This is a genomic window from Jiella endophytica (assembly GCF_004519335.1).
Taxonomy (GTDB): domain Bacteria; phylum Pseudomonadota; class Alphaproteobacteria; order Rhizobiales; family Rhizobiaceae; genus Jiella; species Jiella endophytica.
Window position 1 is genome coordinate 24,659 of record NZ_SOZD01000007.1, and the last position, 20,832, is coordinate 45,490.

A 20,832-nucleotide genomic window follows, 5' to 3' on the forward strand; every position below is an offset into this window, starting at 1 on the left:
CGTATAATTTCGTTTGACGTTCGCTTCTCTTTCGAATTACACTTCTCGACGTTCGCAATCGCAACCTAAATGCTGCACTGCGAAGCGGGAGAGCATGAAGACCTACGACATCTTCGTCATCGGCGGCGGCATCAATGGCTGCGGCATCGCGCGCGACGCGGCCGGACGGGGCTACAGCGTGGGCCTTGCCGAGATGAACGATCTCGCCTCCGGCACCTCCTCCTGGTCGACCAAGCTGATCCATGGCGGCCTGCGCTATCTGGAGCATTACGAATTTTCCCTGGTGCGCCACGCGCTGATGGAGCGCGAGGTGCTCTGGAAGATCGCGCCGCACATCATCCGTCCGCTGCGCTTCATCCTGCCCCATCACGACGGGCTTAGGCCGAAATGGCTGCTGCGCACCGGCCTCTTCCTCTACGATCACATCGGCGGCCGGCGGAAGCTGAAGGCGACGACGAAGGTCGATCTCACCGGCCCGCTCGGCGCGCCGCTTAAGAGCGAATATACGACCGGCTTCGAATATTCCGACGCGCGGGTGGACGACGCCCGGCTCGTCGTCCTCAACGCCCGCTCCGCCGAGGCGAAGGGCGCCGACATCATGGTGCGCAGCCGCCTCGTCGCGGCGCGGCGCGAGGCCGGGCTCTGGCAGCTCACTTTGCGCGACGAGGCGACCGGCAAGGAAAGCCGCGCCGCCGCCCGCTTCCTGGTCAATACCGGCGGCCCGTGGGTCGACATCATCCTGCGCGGGGCGATGGGCCGCAACGAGGCCCATCACATCCGCCTCGTCCAGGGCTCGCACATCGTCACCCGCAAGCTCTACGACCACGACCGGGCCTACATCTTCCAGAATTCCGACGGCCGGATCATCTTCACCATCCCCTATGAGGACGACTTTACCCTCATCGGCACCACCGACCGCGACTACGAGGGAGATCCCGCCGCCGCCGCCATCACCGACGAGGAGACCGACTATCTCGTCGCGGCGGCGAGCGAGTATTTCGCCCGGCCGGTGACCCGCGACGACATCGTCTGGAGCTTTTCCGGCGTCAGGCCGCTGTTCGACGACGGCGCATCGAAGGCCCAGGAGGCGACTCGCGACTACGTGCTGCGCACCGAAGGCGACAAGGACGGTCCGGGGCTGCTCAACTGCTTTGGCGGCAAGATCACCACCTACCGGGTGCTCGCCGAGGACGCGATGGAGAAGATCGGCTCGGCGATCGGCCGCAAGGGCGAAAGCTGGACGGGCGGCGCCGCGCTGCCGGGCGGCGACTTTCCGGTGGACGGGATTGCCGGCCTCGAAGAAGCGCTGGCGCGCCAGGCACCGGAGCTCGCCAAGGCGACGATCCGCCGGCTGGTGCGGGCCTATGGCACCGACGCCGCGGCATTTGCCAGGGCCGGCGGGCTCGGCGAGGATTTCGGCCATGGTCTCTTCGCGGCCGAGGTCGATTTCCTGATCGAACGCGAGTGGGCGCAGAGCGCCGACGATATCTTGTGGCGCCGGTCGAAGCTCGGCCTGCGTTTCTCGCCGGCCGAGGCGGAGCGGCTGGCAAAATACGTGGAAAAGGCGACGGAAAGGCAGCGGGCGGCGGCCTGAAGGCCGGCTCACCGACGCAGCCAACCGTTTGGGAGGACGGATTGCTCGAACTCATCGATGTCAGCCGAAGGGTCAGCGGCGAGGATCACATCATCGGCGTGTCGATGGCGCTGCAGCGCTCGTCGCTGAACGTCCTGCTCGGCCCGACGCTTTCCGGCAAGACCTCGCTGATGCGGCTGATGGCGGGGCTCGACGCGCCGACCTCCGGCAAGGTGATGATGGACGGCAAGGACGTCACCGGCGTGCCCGTACGCCGGCGCAACGTCGCCATGGTCTACCAGCAGTTCATCAACTACCCGACGCTGACCGTCTACGAGAACATCGCCTCGCCGATGCGCGTCGCCGGCCGGCCGAAAGCGGAGATCGACGCTGCCGTCAGGAAGGCGGCCGACCTTCTGAAGATGACGCCCTATCTCGACCGCACGCCGCTCAACCTTTCGGGAGGCCAGCAGCAGCGCACGGCGCTGGCGAGAGCCCTCGTCAAGAACGCCGATCTCGTGCTCCTCGACGAGCCGCTCGCCAATCTCGACTACAAGCTGCGCGAGGAACTGCGTGAGGAACTGCCGAAGATCTTCGCCGAGACCGGCGCGATCTTCGTCTACGCCACCACCGAGCCGCACGAGGCGCTGCTCCTCGGCGGCCAGACGGCGACGCTGTCGAAGGGCCGCGTCACCCAGTTCGGCGACACGACGGCGGTCTATCGCCGGCCGCAGGACATCGTCACCGCGACGACCTTCTCCGACCCGCCGCTGAACGTCCTGCCGCTGCAAAAGCGCGGGGGCCGCTTTACCGGCGACGGCGGTGTCGACTTCGCGGCGGCCCCCGCCCATGCCGGGCTGTCCGACGGCCGCTACCGGATCGGCGTCAGGCCGCATCGCCTCGAACTCGGCAACGCCCATGGGGCGGGCTTCGACGCCGAGGTCTCGCTGACCGAGGTCACGGGATCGGAAACCTTCATCCATGCAAGGCTCGGCGAGACGCCGATCGTCGCGCTCGTCCACGGCATCCGGCGCGTCGAGGCCGGCGACACGGTGCATCTGTCCTTCGACCCGGGGGAGATCCTGGTCTTTGCCGACGACGGCAGCGCGCTCGGCGCGCCCGCCGCGCTGGCGGCCTGAAGGAGAGCGACGATGGCCCGCATCAGGCTCGATCACATCCGCCACGCCTACAGCCCCGAACTCGCCAAGGCCGGCAACTACGCGCTGCGCGAGGTGGACACCGCCTTCGAGGACGGCGGCGCCTATGCGCTGCTCGGGCCGTCGGGCTGCGGGAAGACGACCCTCCTCAACATCATCTCCGGCCTGCTGACGCCCTCGGACGGGCATGTGCGCTTCGACGACCGGGACGTGACCATGCTGACGCCGGAGGCGCGCAACATCGCCCAGGTGTTCCAGTTCCCGGTGATCTACGACACCATGACGGTGCGCGAGAACCTCGCCTTCCCCCTGAAGAACCGCAAGGTGCCGAAGGCCGAGATCGCGACCCGCGTCGACGACATGCTGCGGCGGATCGGCCTTGCGGCCAAGGCCGACCGCAAGGCGCGCGGGCTGACCGCCGACGAGAAGCAGAAGATCTCGCTGGGGCGCGGCCTGGTGCGTTCCGACGTCGCGGCGATCCTCTTCGACGAACCGCTGACCGTCATCGACCCGCACATGAAGTGGCAGCTGCGCTCGGAGCTGAAGCAGCTCCACCGGGAATTCCAGATGACCATGGTCTACGTCACCCACGATCAGACCGAGGCGCTGACCTTCGCCGACAAGGTGGTGGTGATGTATGACGGCGAGGTCGTGCAGATCGGCACGCCCGAAGAGCTGTTCGAGCGCCCCCAGCACACCTTCGTCGGCTATTTCATCGGCTCTCCCGGCATGAACGTCCTGCCCTGCCGGCTCGAGGGCGGCGAGGCGCTGGTCTCCGGCGAGCGGATCCGCCTGCCGGCGGGGCTCTCTCCGGCCAGGTCCGGCCGGCAGATCGAACTCGGCATCAGGCCGGAATTCGTCTCCCTGGTGCCGCGCGGACAGGGCATTCCGGTGACGATCGAGAAGGTCGAGGACATCGGCTCGGAAAAGATCGTCCGGGCAAGGCTCGGCGAGCACCGCCTGAGCGCCATCGTCGGCGAGGACCGGCCGATCCCCGCCGATGCGGACGTCGCCTTTTCCGACGGGCGGCTCAATCTCTACGCCGATTCCTGGCTGGTCGAGCGGGCCTGAGGAGGACTTGATGGAAAAGACCCTCAACAACAAGGCCTGGTTCTTCGTCCTGCCGGTGCTGCTGCTCGTCGCCTTCTCGGCCGTCGTGCCGCTGATGACGGTGGTGAACTATTCGGTGCAGGATTCCTTCGGCAACAACCAGTTCTTCTGGTACGGCGCCGACTGGTTCCGCGAGGTGCTGACGTCGGAGCGCTTCCACGACGCGCTGATCCGCAATCTGATCTTCTCGGCCATCATCCTCGCCATCGAGGTGCCGCTCGGCATCCTCGTCGCGCTGGCGATGCCGAAGAAGGGCATCTTCGTGCCGGTCTGCCTCGTCCTGATGGCCCTGCCGCTGTTGATCCCCTGGAACGTCGTCGGCACCATCTGGCAGGTTTTCGCGCGCACCGACATCGGCCTTCTCGGCTACACGATCGACGCGCTGGGCATCGACTACAACTATGTGCGCTACCCACTCGACGCCTGGGTGACCGTCATCGTCATGGACGTCTGGCACTGGACGAGCCTCGTCGTCCTGCTCTGCTATGCCGGCCTCGTCTCGATTCCCGACGCCTACTACCAGGCCGCCAAGATCGACGGCGCCTCGCGCTGGGCGGTGTTCCGCTACATCCAACTGCCGAAGATGGGGCGGGTGCTGCTGATCGCCGTGCTCCTGCGCTTCATGGACAGTTTCATGATCTACACCGAGCCCTTCGTCGTCACCGGCGGCGGCCCGGGCAACTCGACGACCTTCCTGTCGATCGATCTCGTCAAGCTGGCGATCGGCCAGTTCAATCTCGGCGAAGCGGCGGCGATGAGCCTGATCTACTTCCTGATCGTCCTTCTCCTGTCGTGGGTCTTCTACACGGTGATGACCAATGCCGGCACCGACAAACCGCTGAAAGGGGGCGCGGAATGACCGACCACGCGACCACCGCCCATTCCAGCCTGCCCGGCGCCGCCCATTCGGAAAGCGCGCTCGCGGCAAGATCGCGCATGAAGACCGGGCATTTCCGCTGGAAGGCGCTGATCCCGGCGCTCTACATCGTCTTCCTGCTCCTGCCGATCTACTGGCTCGTCAATATGAGCTTCAAGACCAACCAGGAGATCCTCGGCGGGCTGACGCTGATCCCGACCAATCCGACGCTTCACAACTACCGGGTCATCTTCACCGATGCGTCCTGGTACATGGGCTACGTCAATTCGATCATCTATGTGGTGATGAACATGGCGATCTCGGTGGCGGTGGCGCTGCCGGCGGCCTACGCCTTCTCGCGCTACCGCTTCCTCGGCGACAAGCACCTGTTCTTCTGGCTGCTGACGAACCGGATGGCGCCGCCGGCGGTGTTCGCCCTGCCGTTCTTCCAGCTCTATTCGGCCTTCGGCCTGATCGACACCCATATCGCCGTGGCGCTCGCCCATTGCCTTTTCAACGTGCCGCTGGCCGTGTGGATCCTCGAGGGCTTCATGTCGGGCGTTCCCAAGGAGATCGACGAGACCGCCTATATCGACGGCTATTCCTTCCCGAAGTTCTTCTTCAAGATCTTCATGCCGCTGATCGCGAGCGGCATCGGCGTCGCCGCCTTCTTCTGCTTCATGTTCTCCTGGGTCGAGCTTCTGATCGCCCGCACCCTGACGGTGACCGACGCCAAGCCGATCTCGGCGATCATGACCCGCACCGTCTCCGCCTCGGGGCTCGACTGGGGCGTTCTCGCAGCGGCGGGCGCGTTGACGATCATTCCCGGCGCGATCGTCATCTGGTTCGTGCGTAACTACATCGCCAAGGGCTTCGCCCTGGGGCGGGTGTGATGGAAGCTGTCGCTTCAACGCCTGTGTGGAGCCACCTCGCCCTGCGAAGCCTTGGCAGGCTGGGGACAGTGGTGGTCGCCGCGCGTCGCCCCCTCGCCCTTCGAGGCTCCCCTTCGACAAGCTCAGGGTCGCACCTCAGGATGAGGGGGCGGGGCGGCGGGGCGCTGCCTTTCGCGGAGTCGTCATCCTCGGGCTTGTCCCGAGGATCTGCTGCCGCCAGAGCGCAAAGACCCTCGGCCATTCGACACCGAAGCGAAACGTCAGGCGCGGTCGATCCTCGGGACAAGCCCGAGGATGACGTCGCGGACGGGGCAACCGTCGGCAGATCAGTCCACGATGTCCTCGATGCCAAGCTTCAGAGCCTTCGCCAAGGCCCTCAGCGTCGACAGGCGCGGGTCGATTTTCCCGCTCTCGATGTCACTGACCGTCGCCGGACGAAGCCCAGCGGCCGCCGCCAGTTCGGCCTGCGTCCAGCCCACCGACTTGCGCCATGCGGCGAGAGGGTGGAGCGTTCCGTCCCAAACGGCTTCGGCCAATTCGCTCGGCATCGACGGCGAGCCCTCGTCGGCCATCATCGCTTGCTCTGCAATGGCGATGTCACCGATATCTTCGACCAGGGCATCGTACTCGGCCTTGGTCATGACGATCATCGGCTCGCCGGAAAGTGTCACTGCCTGGTTCATGTCGACCCCTTATTTGTAGATGTCACGGCGATGCGCGACACGGACCACGAGCAGTTGATTCTCAATCACAAAGATCGCCCGCCAATCTCCGTGACGAAGGCGCCACTCGTTCCGTGCCGAGAGTTTGATGACATCGCCTTCGCCGGAAGCGGCATATCGCTTCAGTTTCGCTTTGAGCGCGTCGCGATCGTTCGCAGGCATCCGTTCCATCGCCTTCGTCGCAGATCGCCGGTAAACGACTTCCATATGCGCATCCGCTCAAACGCATCAACAAAATACGCAATAGCGGAATATCGAAGGCCGCGCAATTCGAGCTTGAGAGCGTCAAAATGATCGACCTTTCCTGGATGGCCTGGACCTGGCCGACGGCGATCTTCTTCATCGCCATCTTCGCGCTGATCGCGCTGATGGGCGTGTGGGAATACGCGGTTCCGGGCGGCGGCCCGCGGGTCGGCATCCTGCGCTTCGAGACCACCCGCGGCGACCGACTGTTCGTGTCGCTGCTCGGCTCCGCCTTCATCTGCCTCGGCTGGCTGTGGGCCACCGACCTATCGCTCTGGTACGCGCTGATCGTCTGCGCGGCCTTTTTCGCTCTCGTCTTCCGCACGGTCTGACGCGGCAGGACAGAGGCTTCGGGTCGCCGCCGGTCGGCCCCAAGTCCGGGAAGGATCGACCGGCTTCTGCAAACGGGAGGATATTTCATGAAACGCACACTCTGGGTCACCAGCGCGGCCCTCGCCATCGCGCTCGCTTCCGGTCCGGCCTTTGCCGACATGGACGCTGCCAAGAAGTTCCTGGACACCGAGATCAAGGATCTCTCGAGCCTCTCGAGAGAGGACCAGGAAAAGGAGATGCAGTGGTTCATCGACGCCGCCCAGCCCTTCCAGGGCATGGACATCAAGGTCGTGTCGGAGACCATCACCACCCATGAATACGAATCGAAGGTGCTGGCGCCGGCCTTCACCGCGATCACCGGCATCAAGGTCACCCACGACCTGATCGGCGAAGGCGACGTCATCGAGAAGCTGCAGACGCAGATGCAGTCGGGCGAGAACATCTACGACGCCTATGTCAACGATTCCGACCTGATCGGCACCCACTGGCGCTACAAGCAGGTCCGCAACCTGACCGACTGGATGGAGAACGAGGGCAAGGACGTCACCAATCCGATGCTCGACGTCGACGACTTCATCGGCACGTCCTTCACCACGGCCCCGGACAAGAAGCTCTACCAGCTTCCCGACCAGCAGTTCGCCAATCTCTATTGGTTCCGCTACGACTGGTTCAACGACGATAAGAACAAGGCCGACTTCAAGGAGAAGTACGGCTACGACCTCGGCGTGCCGGTCAACTGGTCGGCCTATGAGGACATCGCCGAGTTCTTCACCGGCCGCGAGATCGACGGCCAGAAGGTCTATGGCCACATGGACTACGGCAAGAAGGACCCCTCGCTCGGCTGGCGCTTCACCGACGCCTGGCTGTCGATGGCCGGCAATGGCGACAAGGGCATCCCGAACGGCCTGCCGGTGGACGAATGGGGCATCCGGGTCAACGAGCAGAGCCAGCCGACCGGCTCCTGCGTCGCCCGCGGCGGCGACACCAACGGCCCGGCTGCGGTCTATTCGATCCAGAAATATCTCGACTGGCTGAAGGCCTACGCCCCGCAGGAAGCCCAGGGCATGACCTTCTCGGAATCCGGCCCGGTGCCGGCGCAGGGCCAGATCGCCCAGCAGATCTTCTGGTACACCGCCTTTACCGCCGACATGGTCAAGGACGGCCTGCCGGTGGTCGACGAGGAAGGCAATCCGAAGTGGCGCATGGCGCCCTCGCCCCACGGCGTCTACTGGGTCGACGGCATGAAGCTCGGCTATCAGGACGTCGGCTCCTGGACGCTGATGAAGTCGACGCCGGAAGACCGTGCCAAGGCCGCCTGGCTCTACGCCCAGTTCGTCACCTCCAAGACCGTCGACGTGAAGAAGAGCCACGAGGGCCTGACCTTCATCCGCGAGTCGACCATTCGCGACAAGAGCTTCACCGAGCGTGCGCCGAAGCTCGGCGGCCTCGTCGAGTTCTACCGCTCGCCGGCCCGCAAGCAGTGGTCGCCGACCGGCACCAACGTGCCGGACTATCCGAAGCTCGCCCAGCTCTGGTGGCAGGCGATCGGCGATGCCGCCTCCGGCGCCAAGACGCCGCAGGAAGCCATGGACACGCTCTGCGCCAATCAGGAGCAGGTGATGCAGCGCCTCGAGCGGGCCGGCATCCAGGGCGACATCGGCCCGAAGCTCAACGAAGAGCACGACATGGACTACTGGGTCGAGCAGGCCAAGGCGAACGGCACGCTGGCGCCCCAGCCGAAGAAGGAGAACGAGAAGGAAAAGCCGGTCACCGTCTCCTATGACGAGCTGGTGAAGAGCTGGGCCGACGCCAATGCCTCGATGGACAAGGCCGAGGCGATGCCGGCTTCCGGCGACGGCACGATGAAGAAATCGAACTGATCGTCGATTTCCACGGATGGGAAAGCCGGGGTCCGCCCCGGCTTTCGCCATGATCCGGCAGCACGAAAAGACCAAACAGGGGCCCCGCAATGTCCGGCTACGTTCTCGCCATCGACCAGGGCACCACCTCGACGCGGGCGATCGTCTTCGACGACGGCTTTCGCATCAAGGGCGTCGCCCAGCAGGAATTCGCCCAGCATTTCCCCCGCTCCGGTTGGGTCGAGCATGATCCGGAGGAGATCTGGGGCTCCGTCGTCGCCACCGTGCGCGGGGCGCTCGCCGACGCCTCGCTGTCGGCTTCCGACGTCGCGGCGATCGGCATCACCAACCAGCGCGAGACGGTGGTGCTGTGGGACCGCGAGACCGGCAAGCCGATCCACAACGCCATCGTCTGGCAGGACCGGCGCACATCCGATGTCTGCCGCAGGCTGGTGGCGGACGGCGCCGAGCCGGCGATCACCGAAAAGACCGGGCTGATCGTCGATCCGTATTTTTCCGGCACCAAGATCGCCTGGATGCTCGACCATGTCGATGGCGCGCGCGAGAAGGCCGAGGCTGGCAAGCTCGCCTTCGGGACGATCGACTCGTTTCTCCTTGCCCGCCTCACCGGCGGCAAGGTGCATTCGACCGACGCGACCAACGCCTCGCGCACCATGCTCTTCGACATTTCGGCGAACGACTGGGACGACGATCTCCTGAAGCTTCTTGCCGTGCCGCGGGCGATCCTGCCCGAGGTAATGGACTGCGACGCCGATTTCGGCGTCACCGACGCCTCGCTGTTCGGTGCGGCGATCAGGGTTCTCGGCATCGCGGGCGACCAGCATGCAGCGACGCTCGGTCAGGCCTGTTTTGCGCCGGGCATGCTGAAATCCACCTATGGCACCGGCTGCTTCGCCGTCCTCAATACCGGCGGGGAGCGCGTCGCCTCGAACAACCGGCTCTTGACCACCATCGCCTATCGCCTCGCCGGCAAGACCAGCTTTGCCCTGGAGGGCTCGATCTTCATCGCCGGTGCTGCGGTGCAGTGGCTGCGCGACGGGCTGAAGCTGATCGACAAGGCCGATGTCAGCGGCAGGCTGGCGGCAGGCGCCGACCCGGAGCAGGACGTCTATCTCGTTCCCGCCTTCACCGGCCTCGGTGCGCCATGGTGGGACGCCGAGGCGCGCGGCGCGATCTACGGCCTCACCCGCCGGACCGGCCCGGAGGAATTCGCAAGAGCCGCCCTCGAGGCCGTCTGCTACCAGACCGCCGACCTCCTCAACGCCATGAAGAAGGACTGGCCGGCGGCGGCGGACACGGTGCTGCGGGTCGACGGCGGCATGGTCGCCTCCGACTGGACGATGCAGTGCCTTGCCGATCTTCTCGACGCGCCGGTGGACCGGCCGGTGGTGCTGGAAACGACGGCACTCGGCGCCGCTTGGCTGGCCGGGCAGAAGGCCGGGGTCTGGCCGGACGCCGACGGCTTTGCCGCCAGATGGCGGCTGGAGCGGCAGTTCACCCCGCAGATGGACGCCGTCACCAGGGGCGGCAAGCTCACCGGCTGGGCCGATGCGGTGAGGCGCACGCTGACGCGCTGAGGGGGGCCGGCGGTACGGAAGCTCCCCGCGCTCCTCCCCTTTTCCGGAAGGGCGCCCGGCCTCAAAGCCTCGTCATCCCGACCCCAGAGCCGGGACCCATCCTCTGTCGTCGACCGCCGGTCGCGGTGGGCCCATGATCCGCATCCCGCAAAGCTTTATGGCCGCTTTGGCGGTTTGGACTGGATCCCGGGTCAAGCCCGGGATGACGAGTTGGAAATGTCTATGCTCCTTCTGCGGCGTTGCGCTGGGTCAAGCCCGGGTCGACGAAACCGGTGCGGCCTGTGCCTCTCCCCCAGGACGATCGCTTGCAGGAAAGCGCCGTCACTCACGCTTCGATCTCCCCCTCGTGGGACAGAGCAGGCCAATCGCGCGTTCGGGCCCCGGCTTCGAGCGATCGCTCGGCTCCCTCCCCACCGAATCCTTGCCTTAGCCGGAACACGTCCATAATTTGCGGGGAACGACCGCTCCCTTCTATGCGAAACCGGATTCATGACCCAGCGCCTCAACTCCGTTCTCGACGCCATCGGCAACACGCCGCTGATCCGGCTTGCCCGCGCTTCGGAGGAGACCGGCTGCGAGATCTACGGCAAGGCCGAGTTCATGAATCCCGGCCAGTCGGTGAAGGACCGGGCCGGCCTCTTCATCATCCGCGACGCCGAGGAGAAGGGCCTGCTCGAGCCGGGCGGGCTGATCGTCGAGGGCACTGCCGGCAACACCGGCATCGGCCTGTCGCTCGTCGCCAAGGCGCTCGGCTACCAGACGGTCATCGTCATTCCCGAGACCCAGAGCGAGGAGAAGAAGGACGCGCTTCGGCTGATGGGCGCCGAGCTGATCGAGGTGCCGGCGGTCCCCTACAAGAACCCCAACAACTACGTGAAGCTTTCCGGCCGGCTTGCCGAGCAGCTGGCGAAGACCCATTCGGCCGGCGCCATCTGGGCCAACCAGTTCGACAATACCGCCAATCGCGACGGCCATGTCGTCACCACCGCCGAGGAGATCTGGCACCAGAGCGGCGGCGACATCGATGGCTTCATCTGCGCCGTCGGCACCGGCGGCACGCTCGCCGGCACCGCGATGGGGCTGAAGCGCCATTCCGGCCGCATCAAGATCGGCATTGCCGACCCGATGGGCGCGGCGCTCTACAACTATTATGCCCATGGCGAGCTGAAGCCCGAGGGATCGTCGATCACCGAGGGCATCGGCCAGGGCCGCATCACCAGGAATCTCGAAGGGTTCGAGCCGGACTTCGCCTATCAGATCCCCGACGACGAGGCGCTGAAGATCGTCTTTGCCCTGGTCGAGGAAGAGGGCCTCTGCCTCGGCGGCTCGTCGGGCATCAACATTGCCGGTGCGATCCGGATGGCCCGCGAAATGGGTCCCGGCCACACCATCGTGACGGTGCTCTGCGACTACGGCAACCGCTACCAGTCGAAGATGTTCAACCCGGCCTTCCTGCGCGAGAAGAACCTGCCGGTGCCGGGCTGGATCGGTCGGACGCCGCAGTTCGACGTGCCCTACGAGGCGGTCGATTGACCCTCCCGCTGTTTCGCGACGACGCCTATCTCTCGACCGTCGAGGCGAGCGTTACGGGTCTGCGCGAAGATGGCGGCATCCTTCTCGACCGGACGGTGTTCTATGCGACCTCCGGCGGCCAGCCGGGCGACACCGGCCATTTCGAGCGGCAGGACGGCTCGGTGATCAGGATCGCCGCGACGCTCACCGGCGAGACCAAGGACGTCATCGTCCATCTGCCGGCCGAAGGCCAGCCGATGCCCGCCATCGGGGAGCCGCTCGTCCTCCACATCGACTGGAAGCGCCGCTACCGGCTGATGCGCATGCACACCGCCTGCCATATCCTCTCGGTGGTGCTGCCCTACCCGATCACCGGCGCCTCGGTCGGCGAGGAGGAAAGCCGCGTCGACTTCGACCTCACCGACGCCTCCGCCGACAAGGCCGAAGTGACGGAAAGGATGATGGCAATCGTTTCGGCCAACCATCCGGTGTTCACCCGCTGGATCACCGATGCCGAGCTCGACGCCAATCCCGGTCTGGTCAAATCCGCCAATGTCCGCCCGCCGCGCGGGCTCGGGCAGATCCGCCTGGTCTGCATCGGCGAGGACGGCGCGGTCGACACCCAGCCCTGTGGCGGCACCCATGTCTCCGAAACCCAGGAAGTGGGCGAGATCCACATCTCGAAGGTTGAGAAGAAGGGCCGCGAGAACCGTCGGTTCCGGATCCGATTCGGGCCGATGCCGGGGTAGGCGGACGTCCGGCGTTCGCGGTGGCGATATCGTCGGGGCGGCGTTTTAAGGCGGCGAGAGGCCGCGAGCGCCGTGCGAGCACCCCCCTCTGCCCTGCCGGGCATCTCCCCCTCAAGGGGGGAGATCGGCCAGTCGCCTGAGGCCGCGGCTTTCGCCATGGGAAAGCTGTTTATTGGTTGCAGAAGAGACGCCGCCATAGGCGCGCGTGATCTCCCCCCGTGAGGGGGAGATGCCCGGCAGGGCAGAGGGGGGCGCGGTGAACAGGATGAGCGCCGCGAAAAAGCGCTGCGGGAGATCACACTGCGAGGACCGCTCGATATGCCGCAACAAACTGGCGCCGTAGGATCGCGAACACCCGACGCAGCCTTCCGGCCAGCGGCACCTCCGGCGGCGATTACAGCCCCACCCCCGGAACCATCCATTGGCGAGGATGGCGGTCGGCCTAGTTAGCCCCCATGTGCCAAATGGACGGGCCACGCGCTCCGCCGCTCTGGCCAGCCTCCTCAGAACAGGGCAGATTGAGCCCGAATCCTGCATCGAACCGCCACCCGCTCAGACCCGATGACCCAGAACCCTTTCCTGATTTCACCCGAAGATCTCGCCGACGTTCTCGGCCGCGACGGCGTCTCGATCGTCGATGCCTCCTGGTACCTGCCGGCGCAGAACCGATTCGCCAAGGCGGAATACGAGGCGGGGCACATTCCCGGCGCCGTGTTCTTCGATCAGGACGCCATCGTCGACCCGGCGTCGAACCTGCCGCACACCCTGCCCTCGCCGGAGCTTTTCGCCGAAAAGGTCGGCGAACTCGGCATTTCCGACAAGGACACGATCGTCGTCTATGACGGCATGGGCCTGTTCTCGGCGCCGCGGGTCTGGTGGATGTTCCGCAGCTTCGGGGCGAAGGACGTGCGCGTCCTCGACGGCGGCTTCCCGGCTTGGCAGGCTGCCGGCCTGCCGGTCGAGACCACTGCCCCGGCCCCTCGGCCGGCGACCTTCGAGGCCGATGCCGAGGCCAAAGCGGCGGTGTTCCTGCCCGAGATGAAGGAGATCGTCTCCTCCGGCTCGCTGCAGATCCTCGACGCGCGGCCGGCCGATCGCTTTGCCGGCGAGGCGCCGGAGCCGCGGGCGGGCGTGCGCCCCGGCCACATGCCGGGCGCCCACAGCCTGCCTTTCCTCACCCTTGCCGACAACGGCCGGCTGAAATCGCCCGAAGCGCTGCGCCAGGCCTTCGCGGACGCCGGGATCGACCCGGACAAGCCTTCGGTGACGAGTTGCGGCTCGGGCGTGACGGCGGCGGTGATCAGCCTGGCGCTGGAAAGCCTCGGCAATCGCAGCTCCAAACTCTATGACGGCTCCTGGACCGAATGGGGCTCGGCACCGGACACGCCGGTCGAGACCGGCCGGGGCGCGAAGACCTGAGCCGATGCGCCTTCTTCGCACACGCGTCACCAGCCTCGAGCTGAAATCGCCGCCGCGGGGCCTCACCCCCGTGCCGCACGGCGTCGGCATGGTCGCCATCGCCGAGATGCGGTGGATGCCGCTGGCCGAATACCGGGCGCTCTATCGCATCGTCGGCGAGGCCCATCACTGGACCTCGCGGCTCATCGACGACGAGCGGCTGCGCCGCGAGATCCACGACCGCGACACCAGGATCTTCGTGATGACGGTCGACGGGCGGAAGGCCGGCTGGTTCGAACTCGACATCCGCCGCGTCACCGACGAGGTGCGGATCGTCCATTTCGGCGTCCTGCCGGACTATCGCGGCTACGGTCTTGCCCATGTGATGCTGTCGCGGGCGATCGCCAGCGCCTTTGCCGGCGGCCCGAAGCGGGTGACCATCGAGACCAACACGCTCGACCATCCGGCGGCGCTCGCCCTCTATCAGAAGCACGGCTTCAGGCCCTATGCGCTGCGCGACGTCCAGACGCCGGCGATCGAGAGCGTCCGCGAGCCGCTGAGGGCGCATTCGTGAAGGTCGTCGGCTACGAGGAGGCGGACCGCCGCCTGACCTGGCCGATGGTGGTTGAGGCGCTTGAGGCCGGGCACCGGCTGGCAGCGCCCGAGATCGGCGATCTCTTGATCGGCAGCGGCGATAAGAAGCTTTTGAGCCGCGCCGCCTGGATCGAGAGGCTCGGCATCGCGCTGAAATCCGTCACGATCTTTCCGGACAATCCCCGAAAGACGCCGCCGCTCCCCTCCGTGCAGGGGGCGGTCATCCTCTTCGACATCGAGACCGGCGCGCCGAGCGCGGTGATCGACGGCGGGCTCGTCACCAAGTGGAAGACCGTCGCCGATTCGCTGCTCGGCGCAAAGCTCCTGGCCCGGCGCGAGCCGAAGACGCTGCTCGTCTGCGGCGCCGGCACGGTCGCGGCGAACCTGATCGAAGCCTATCCGATGGTGTTTCCGTCAATCACCACGGTCCTTGTCTGGAACCGGACCCAGCAACGCGCCGAGGACCTGGCGGCCTCCTTCGCCGGCAAATTCGCCGGCAAGGGCCCTTCCGTCAACGCCGCGCCCGATCTCGCATCTGCCGTCAGCGAGGCCGACATCGTCGCGACCGCGACCATGGCGAGCGAGCCGTTCCTCAAGGGCGAATGGCTGAAGCCCGGCGCCCATGTCGACCTCATCGGGGCCTACACGCCGCAGATGCGCGAGGCGGACGACGCGGTGCTCACGCGTGGCGAGATCTTCGTCGATTCCCGCAAGACCACCATCGGCCATATCGGCGAGATCCAGATCCCGCTCGATCATGGCACCATCACGAAGGACGACATTCGCGGCGAGTTTCACGATCTCGTCGCCGGCAAGGCGGGTCGCAGCAGCGACCAGGCGATCACCGTCTTCAAGAATGGCGGTGGCGCCCATCTCGACCTGATGGTCGCGAAACTGATCGCCAAGGTGATGGCAGCGGCCTCCTAGTTGTTCGTTTCCGATTTTTCGGACCAGCGCTGTAGCCGACCCATTGATCGGGCAGCTTTCCCCGGCAGTTTCCCGGCAGTCGAGGTGTCTTCGAACTATCATGCGACTTCGCCTTTGGGCAGGCGTATTCGAGATCGCAGCGATACCCGCCGCCAGACCCCCGGGCCGGCGGAAAAGCAGGATGGGAGTTTGTCATGATTGATCGGAAGCCGGCTTTTCTGTCACGCCGGCATTTCCTCGCCGGCTCGGCCGCTCTCGGCGCTGCCGTCGCGCTGCATCCCTATTCGGTTCGGGCGGCCGGCAATCAGGCGCATCTCAGACTGATGGAGACGACCGACATCCACGTCAACGTCTATCCCTATGATTACTACGCCGACAAACCATCGGACACGGTGGGCCTCGCCCGGACGGCCTCGATCATCGACGCGATCCGCGCCGAGGCGAAGAACGCGCTTCTCTTCGACAATGGCGATTTCCTGCAGGGCAATCCGATGGGCGACTATGTCGCCTATGAGCGCGGGATCAAGGACGGCGACGTCCATCCGGTCATCGCGGCGATGAACGTTCTTAACTACGAGGCCGGCACGCTCGGCAATCACGAGTTCAATTACGGCCTGCCCTTCATGGAAAAGGTGCTCGCCGGCGCGAATTTTCCCTATTGCTGCGCCAATCTCGTCAAGGGCGAGCTGGCGGAAACGCCGCTGAAGGACGAATTCTTCGTGCCGCCTTTTCTGGTGCTGGAGCGCGAGATCGAACTCGGCGACGGCGCGATGAAGCCGATCAGGATCGGCGTCATCGGCTTCGTGCCGCCGCAGATCATGGTCTGGGACCAGGCCAATCTCGAAGGCAAGGCGAATACCCGCGGCATCGTCGAGGCGGCGAAGGCCTGGGTGCCGAAGCTGCGCGAGGAGGGCGTCGATCTCGTTCTCGCCCTCTCCCATTCCGGCATCGCCGGCAACGACCCGAAGGACGACCGGCCGGAAAACGCCTCGCTCGATCTCGCCAGGGTCGAGGGCATCGACGCGGTCTTCACCGGCCACCAGCATCTGAGGTTTCCCGGCGAGAAGGATTTTCAGGACATCGACGGCGCCGACCCGAAGAAGGGCACGCTCGCCGGCAAGCCGGCGGTGATGGCCGGCTTCTGGGGCTCCGATCTCGGCCTGATCGACCTCCTCCTCGAACATGACGGCAAGGCCTGGAAGATCGCCGACTTCTCCACCGAGCTCCGGCCGATCTACGAGCGCGCCGACAAGACGGTGACGGCGACGGTGAAGAGCGACGAGCCGGTGCTGGACGCGGCGAAGGCCGATCACGAGGCGACGCTGACCTATGTCCGCACTCCCGTCGGCAAGACCTCAGCGCCGCTTTATTCCTATTTCGCGCTGGTCGCCGACGACCCCTCGGTGCAGATCGTCAACCAGGCGCAGACCTGGTACATGCGCGAGATCCTGAAGCCGACGGAATTCGCCTCGCTGCCGCTGCTCTCGGCAGCGGCGCCCTTCAAGGCGGGCGGCCGCAGCGGACCGGACTACTATACCGACGTTGCCGCCGGTCCGATCGCCATCAAGAACGTCGCCGATCTCTATCTCTATCCGAACACCGTGCGGGCGGTGAAGATCACCGGCGCGGTGGTGAAGGAATGGCTGGAAATGTCGGCCGGCATGTTCCGGCAGGTCGAGGCCGGCAAGGAAGACCAGCCGCTCCTTGCCGACGACTTCCCCTCCTACAATTTCGACGTCATCGACGGCGTCACCTATCAGATCGACGTGACGCGGCCGGCCCGCTACTCGGCCGAAGGCCAGCTCGCCGACAAGGGCTCGGAGCGCATCGTCGACCTGAAATTCGCCGACCGGCCGATTGATCCGGAGCAGGAGTTCATCGTCGCGACGAACAACTACCGGGCCGGCGGCGGCGGCAATTTCCCGGGCATTTCGGCCGACAAGATCGTCTATGTGGCGCCGGACGCCAATCGCGACGTGATCGTGCGCTACATTCACGACCAGGGCACGATCAACCCGTCCGCCGACGCCAACTGGCGCTTCGCCCCCGCCAAGGGGACGAGCGCGACCTTCGAGACCGGGCCGAAGGCGAAGCAATATGCGGCGAGCGTCAAGGGCGCGACCATCGAGCCGACGGGCCGTGAGGAGAACGGCTTCGCGCTCTACCGGATCAGGCTCTGATCGGCGAAATCGCCTTTAGACTGTTGGCCGGATGCGCCGGGAGCGGCAAGCCGCGGTCGGCGGCGCGCTCAGACAGACCTCAGCCGCGCCTTCAGCCGCGGCGCGGCGAAGTCGATGAAGCTGCGCGTCTTCAGGGGCAGCATCCGTTGCGGCGGGTGGATGAGACTGACCTGAAGCGGCGGCGGCTCGAAATCCTGAAGCACCCGCTCCAGCCTGCCTTCGGCGATCGCCCTGGCGGCCTGGTAGGAGAGGACGCGGGTGAGGCCGACGCCTTCGGCCGCCGCGTCCAGCGCGGCCTCGGCGGTGTTGACCGACAGGCGCGAGCGGACCGACACGCGCTCGGACGTCTTGCCTCGCGAAAAGGCCCAGGCGGTGGAGGTGCCGGCCATGTCGAAGGTCACGCAGGCAAGTCCTGCGAGATCGGCCGGGGCCTGCGGTCTGCCTTGGACGGCGAGAAAGGCGGGGCTGGCGCAGACGATCCAGCGCACCGTCCCGAGCGGCAAGGCGATCATCGCGCTGTCGTGCAGGCTGCCGATCCGGAGAGCGAGGTCGATGTGATCGTCGATGAGCTGCGCGTTGCGGTCCGACAACAAGAGCTTGACGTCGATTGCGGGATAGGTGGCGAGAAATTCGGCGACGACCGGCAGGACATGCAGCCGGCCGAAGACGATCGGCGCGGCCAGCACCAGCTCGCCTTTCGGAAGGGCGTATTCGCCGGAGGCCTTGCGGTCGGCCGCCTCAATCTCTTCCAGAATGCGTTTGCAGGCCGCGACATAGTCGGCCCCCGCTTCGGTCAAAGAGAGCCTGCGGGTCGAGCGGACGAGGAGCCGGGTTCCACCGAGACGGGCCTCCAGCTCCGCGAGCTTGCGGCTGACGGTCGGCAGGGGGATGCCGAGGCGCCGGCCGGCGGCCGTGAAGCTGCCGGTCTCGACCACAGCAACGAGGATCGTCATCGCTTCCAGGCGGTCCATGATTATCTCGTCAGTCGAAATAATGGTTTCCAATATTGATCTATTATCGCAAACGATGAAAGGCCTTAACTGTCGGCCCGGGCGGTCACTTCGAGAGGGAAGGAACGGTCATGGCCTATGGGTTTCTCGACATCGCGGCGACGCCGAGCGTCAAGGCCGCACAGGCCGAAAACGGCAGCCTCGACCTGTGGTCTACGGCCGGAAAGAACCGCGCCTTCGATCGCTTCGGCGACGCCGAAGCCGCCTTCATCGCCAGCCGCGACAGTTTCTACATGGCGACGGTCTCGCAGACCGGCTGGCCCTATCTCCAGCATCGCGGCGGGCCGGCGGGCTTCCTCAAGGTTCTGGACGACAAGACCCTCGGCTTTGCCGACTTTCGCGGCAACCGCCAATATATCAGCCTCGGCAACCTCAAAGCCGACGACCGCGTGTCGCTGTTCCTGATGGATTATCCGCGCCGGGCCCGCCTGAAGATCTTTATGGCGACGGTCTCGCAGACCGGCTGGCCCTATCTCCAGCATCGCGGCGGGCCGGCGGGCTTCCTCAAGGTTCTGGACGACAAGACCCTCGGCTTTGCCGACTTTCGCGGCAACCGCCAATATATCAGCCTCGGCAACCTCAAAGCCGACGACCGCGTGTCGCTGTTCCTGATGGATTATCCGCGCCGGGCCCGCCTGAAGATCTTTGCCCGCGCCGAAATGCGGGACCTTGCCGCCGACGCGGATCTGGCGGAAAGGCTGGCGCTTCCTGACTACAGGGCCAAGGTGGAACGGGCGATGCTCTTCCATCTCGAGGCCTTCGACTGGAACTGCCCGCAGCACATCACGCCGCGCTTCACCGAGGCCGAGATCTCCGGGGCCGTCGAGCCGCTCCGCCAGGAACTGCGCGAGCTGAAGGCGGAGAACGACCGCCTGCGCGCCGAGCTTGCGGCGCTCGGGGCTGGCGCCGGGCACTGATTGCCCGGCCCATATCGGCTTGCTCTCATCGACGATGGTCGCGTCAGGGAAGCGCGGCCATTCGCCGGTGCCGTGGCCAGGCCGATCACCGTCTTCGGCCCGATGCTGTCATTACGCGTCACGCCCCGGTTTCGTCATCCGCGCTTCCGCGCTATGGCTTGCCCCTCGGCAAGCCAAGCGGACTGAGCTCTTGATCCTGCGTCTCGTCTTCGCCCTCATCCTCCTGATCGTGGTGGTGCTCGGAGGCCTCTGGCTCTTCGGGCCCCGCGAGCCCGTCGACACGACGGTGAGCTTCGACCCGGCCTCGATCGGCCGCGACCCGGACGCCTATCTCGCCAGCGAGGAGGCGGACATTCCCAACCTGCGGCCGTCCTCCGCCAAGGAGATCGTCTGGGCCTATCCGGCCTCGCGGGCGAAGACGCCGCTGGCGATCGTCTATCTCCACGGCTTTTCCGCCGACAAGGCCGAGATGCGGCCGCTCGCCGACGAGGTGGCCAGGGCCCTCCACGCCAATCTCTTCTACACCCGACTGACCGGCCACGGCCGCGACGGCGCGGCGATGGAACAGACGACGGTCAACGACTGGGTCAACGACCTCGCCGAGGCGATGGCGATCGGCCGGACGATCGGCAGCCGCGTCGTCGTCGTCGCGGCCTCGACCGGCGCCACGCTCGGCGCCCTCGGCACGACGATCCCGCATCTGATGGACGGCGCCGAGGGGCTCGTCTTCGTCTCGCCGAACTTCGCCATCAACGACCGCTGGGCCTTCATGCTCGACATGCCCTTCGCCCGCGATCTGCTGCCGCTGCTCGGCGGCAAGACCCGCGGCTTCACCCCGGTGAACGAGGGCCAGGCCGCCCACTGGACGACCGAATATCCGATCGGCGCACTGGCGCCGATGGCGGCGCTGGTGCGGGCGGTGAGGAATATCGACTGGACGAAGGTGGAGCCGCTGCCGCTCCTCGTCTTCTATTCGCAGGAGGACAGCGTCGTCGATCCGGGCGCGACCGAACGCTTCGCGGCGAAATGGCCGGGCAAGACCGAGGTCGTCGACGTTCCGATCACCGGCGATCCCTCCCACCACACGCTGGCCGGCGACATCCTCTCGCCGAAGACCACCGACGAGCTGGCACAGCGCATCGTGACGTGGATCAAGGCGCTGCCAGGCGAGACGGCGCGCCGCTGACGCCGGCCGTACCGG

Annotated in this window: 19 protein-coding genes and 1 pseudogene; 17 read left to right on the forward strand and 3 right to left on the reverse strand. The window is 66.1% G+C overall.

The window, feature by feature from the left end:
* Positions 1–94 precede the first annotated feature (94 nt).
* The 5 genes from glpD to E3C22_RS20135 all read left to right on the forward strand — a co-directional run bounded on the left by glpD (position 95) and on the right by E3C22_RS20135 (position 5,589).
* Positions 95–1,594, forward strand: a complete 1,500-nt coding sequence (gene glpD / locus E3C22_RS20115; RefSeq protein WP_134763680.1) for a glycerol-3-phosphate dehydrogenase — start codon at positions 95–97, stop codon at positions 1,592–1,594.
* A gap of 41 nt (positions 1,595–1,635) precedes the next feature.
* A complete protein-coding gene (locus E3C22_RS20120) occupies positions 1,636–2,712 on the forward strand; it encodes an ABC transporter ATP-binding protein (RefSeq protein ID WP_134763681.1) in 1,077 nt (358 codons plus the stop codon).
* 12 nt (positions 2,713–2,724) lie between these two features.
* Entirely contained in the window at positions 2,725–3,801 is a 1,077-nt protein-coding gene (locus tag E3C22_RS20125) for an ABC transporter ATP-binding protein (RefSeq protein WP_134763682.1), read from the forward strand.
* Between the two features lie 10 nt (positions 3,802–3,811).
* Positions 3,812–4,699 (forward strand): carbohydrate ABC transporter permease, encoded by an 888-nt coding sequence (locus E3C22_RS20130; RefSeq protein ID WP_134763683.1) that lies wholly within the window; start codon positions 3,812–3,814, stop codon positions 4,697–4,699.
* Between the two features lie 77 nt (positions 4,700–4,776).
* Positions 4,777–5,589: a carbohydrate ABC transporter permease gene (locus E3C22_RS20135; protein WP_134763794.1), complete on the forward strand. Its 813-nt coding sequence runs from the start codon at positions 4,777–4,779 to the stop codon at positions 5,587–5,589.
* 326 nt (positions 5,590–5,915) lie between these two features.
* Here E3C22_RS20135 and E3C22_RS20140 read toward each other — a convergent pair whose 3' ends face one another.
* On the reverse strand, positions 5,916–6,272 hold the full coding sequence (locus E3C22_RS20140; protein WP_134763684.1) for a helix-turn-helix transcriptional regulator: 357 nt from the start codon (positions 6,270–6,272) through the stop codon (positions 5,916–5,918).
* Between the two features lie 9 nt (positions 6,273–6,281).
* Positions 6,282–6,518, reverse strand: a complete 237-nt coding sequence (locus tag E3C22_RS20145; protein ID WP_134763685.1) for a type II toxin-antitoxin system RelE family toxin — start codon at positions 6,516–6,518, stop codon at positions 6,282–6,284.
* A gap of 83 nt (positions 6,519–6,601) precedes the next feature.
* On the opposite strand from E3C22_RS20145, the gene E3C22_RS20150 reads away from it, so the two are divergent.
* The 9 genes from E3C22_RS20150 (at position 6,602) to E3C22_RS20195 (ending at position 17,704) form a co-directional block, all read left to right on the forward strand.
* Positions 6,602–6,886: a DUF2160 domain-containing protein gene (locus E3C22_RS20150; protein WP_134763686.1), complete on the forward strand. Its 285-nt coding sequence runs from the start codon at positions 6,602–6,604 to the stop codon at positions 6,884–6,886.
* Between the two features lie 87 nt (positions 6,887–6,973).
* The gene (locus E3C22_RS20155) at positions 6,974–8,767 is read left to right on the forward strand and encodes an ABC transporter substrate-binding protein (protein WP_134763687.1); all 1,794 of its coding nucleotides are present in this window, start codon (positions 6,974–6,976) and stop codon (positions 8,765–8,767) included.
* 89 nt (positions 8,768–8,856) lie between these two features.
* Positions 8,857–10,344 carry a glycerol kinase GlpK gene (gene glpK / locus E3C22_RS20160; RefSeq protein ID WP_134763688.1) on the forward strand — a complete coding sequence of 496 codons (1,488 nt, stop codon included), beginning with the start codon at positions 8,857–8,859 and terminating at the stop codon, positions 10,342–10,344.
* Positions 10,345–10,833: 489 nt separating this feature from the next.
* Positions 10,834–11,877, forward strand: coding sequence for a cysteine synthase A (locus E3C22_RS20165; RefSeq protein WP_134763689.1), 1,044 nt, complete (start codon positions 10,834–10,836; stop codon positions 11,875–11,877).
* Positions 11,874–12,605, forward strand: coding sequence for an alanyl-tRNA editing protein (locus E3C22_RS20170; protein WP_134763690.1), 732 nt, complete (start codon positions 11,874–11,876; stop codon positions 12,603–12,605). Before E3C22_RS20165 ends, E3C22_RS20170 begins: the two co-directional genes overlap by 4 nt.
* Positions 12,606–13,166: 561 nt before the next feature.
* On the forward strand, positions 13,167–14,024 hold the full coding sequence (sseA, locus tag E3C22_RS20180; RefSeq protein ID WP_134763691.1) for a 3-mercaptopyruvate sulfurtransferase: 858 nt from the start codon (positions 13,167–13,169) through the stop codon (positions 14,022–14,024).
* A 4-nt stretch (positions 14,025–14,028) separates the two neighbouring features.
* On the forward strand, positions 14,029–14,577 hold the full coding sequence (locus E3C22_RS20185; RefSeq protein WP_134763692.1) for a GNAT family N-acetyltransferase: 549 nt from the start codon (positions 14,029–14,031) through the stop codon (positions 14,575–14,577).
* Positions 14,574–15,524, forward strand: coding sequence for an ornithine cyclodeaminase family protein (locus E3C22_RS20190; protein ID WP_206026997.1), 951 nt, complete (start codon positions 14,574–14,576; stop codon positions 15,522–15,524). Before E3C22_RS20185 ends, E3C22_RS20190 begins: the two co-directional genes overlap by 4 nt.
* A gap of 194 nt (positions 15,525–15,718) precedes the next feature.
* Positions 15,719–17,704: a bifunctional 2',3'-cyclic-nucleotide 2'-phosphodiesterase/3'-nucleotidase gene (locus E3C22_RS20195; RefSeq protein WP_134763693.1), complete on the forward strand. Its 1,986-nt coding sequence runs from the start codon at positions 15,719–15,721 to the stop codon at positions 17,702–17,704.
* Positions 17,705–17,772: 68 nt separating this feature from the next.
* Here E3C22_RS20195 and E3C22_RS20200 read toward each other — a convergent pair whose 3' ends face one another.
* Positions 17,773–18,675, reverse strand: a complete 903-nt coding sequence (locus E3C22_RS20200) for a LysR family transcriptional regulator (protein ID WP_134763694.1) — start codon at positions 18,673–18,675, stop codon at positions 17,773–17,775.
* A 110-nt stretch (positions 18,676–18,785) separates the two neighbouring features.
* Here E3C22_RS20200 and E3C22_RS25000 point away from each other — a divergent pair.
* From E3C22_RS25000 to E3C22_RS20210, 3 genes and pseudogenes are all read left to right on the forward strand, one after another.
* A pseudogene (locus tag E3C22_RS25000) lies at positions 18,786–18,971 on the forward strand (pyridoxamine 5'-phosphate oxidase family protein); the annotation flags it as partial.
* Positions 18,972–19,019: 48 nt separating this feature from the next.
* The gene (locus tag E3C22_RS20205; protein ID WP_483466318.1) at positions 19,020–19,631 is read left to right on the forward strand and encodes a pyridoxamine 5'-phosphate oxidase family protein; all 612 of its coding nucleotides are present in this window, start codon (positions 19,020–19,022) and stop codon (positions 19,629–19,631) included.
* A gap of 190 nt (positions 19,632–19,821) precedes the next feature.
* Entirely contained in the window at positions 19,822–20,817 is a 996-nt protein-coding gene (locus E3C22_RS20210; protein ID WP_134763696.1) for an alpha/beta hydrolase, read from the forward strand.
* The last annotated feature ends 15 nt before the right edge of the window (positions 20,818–20,832 follow it).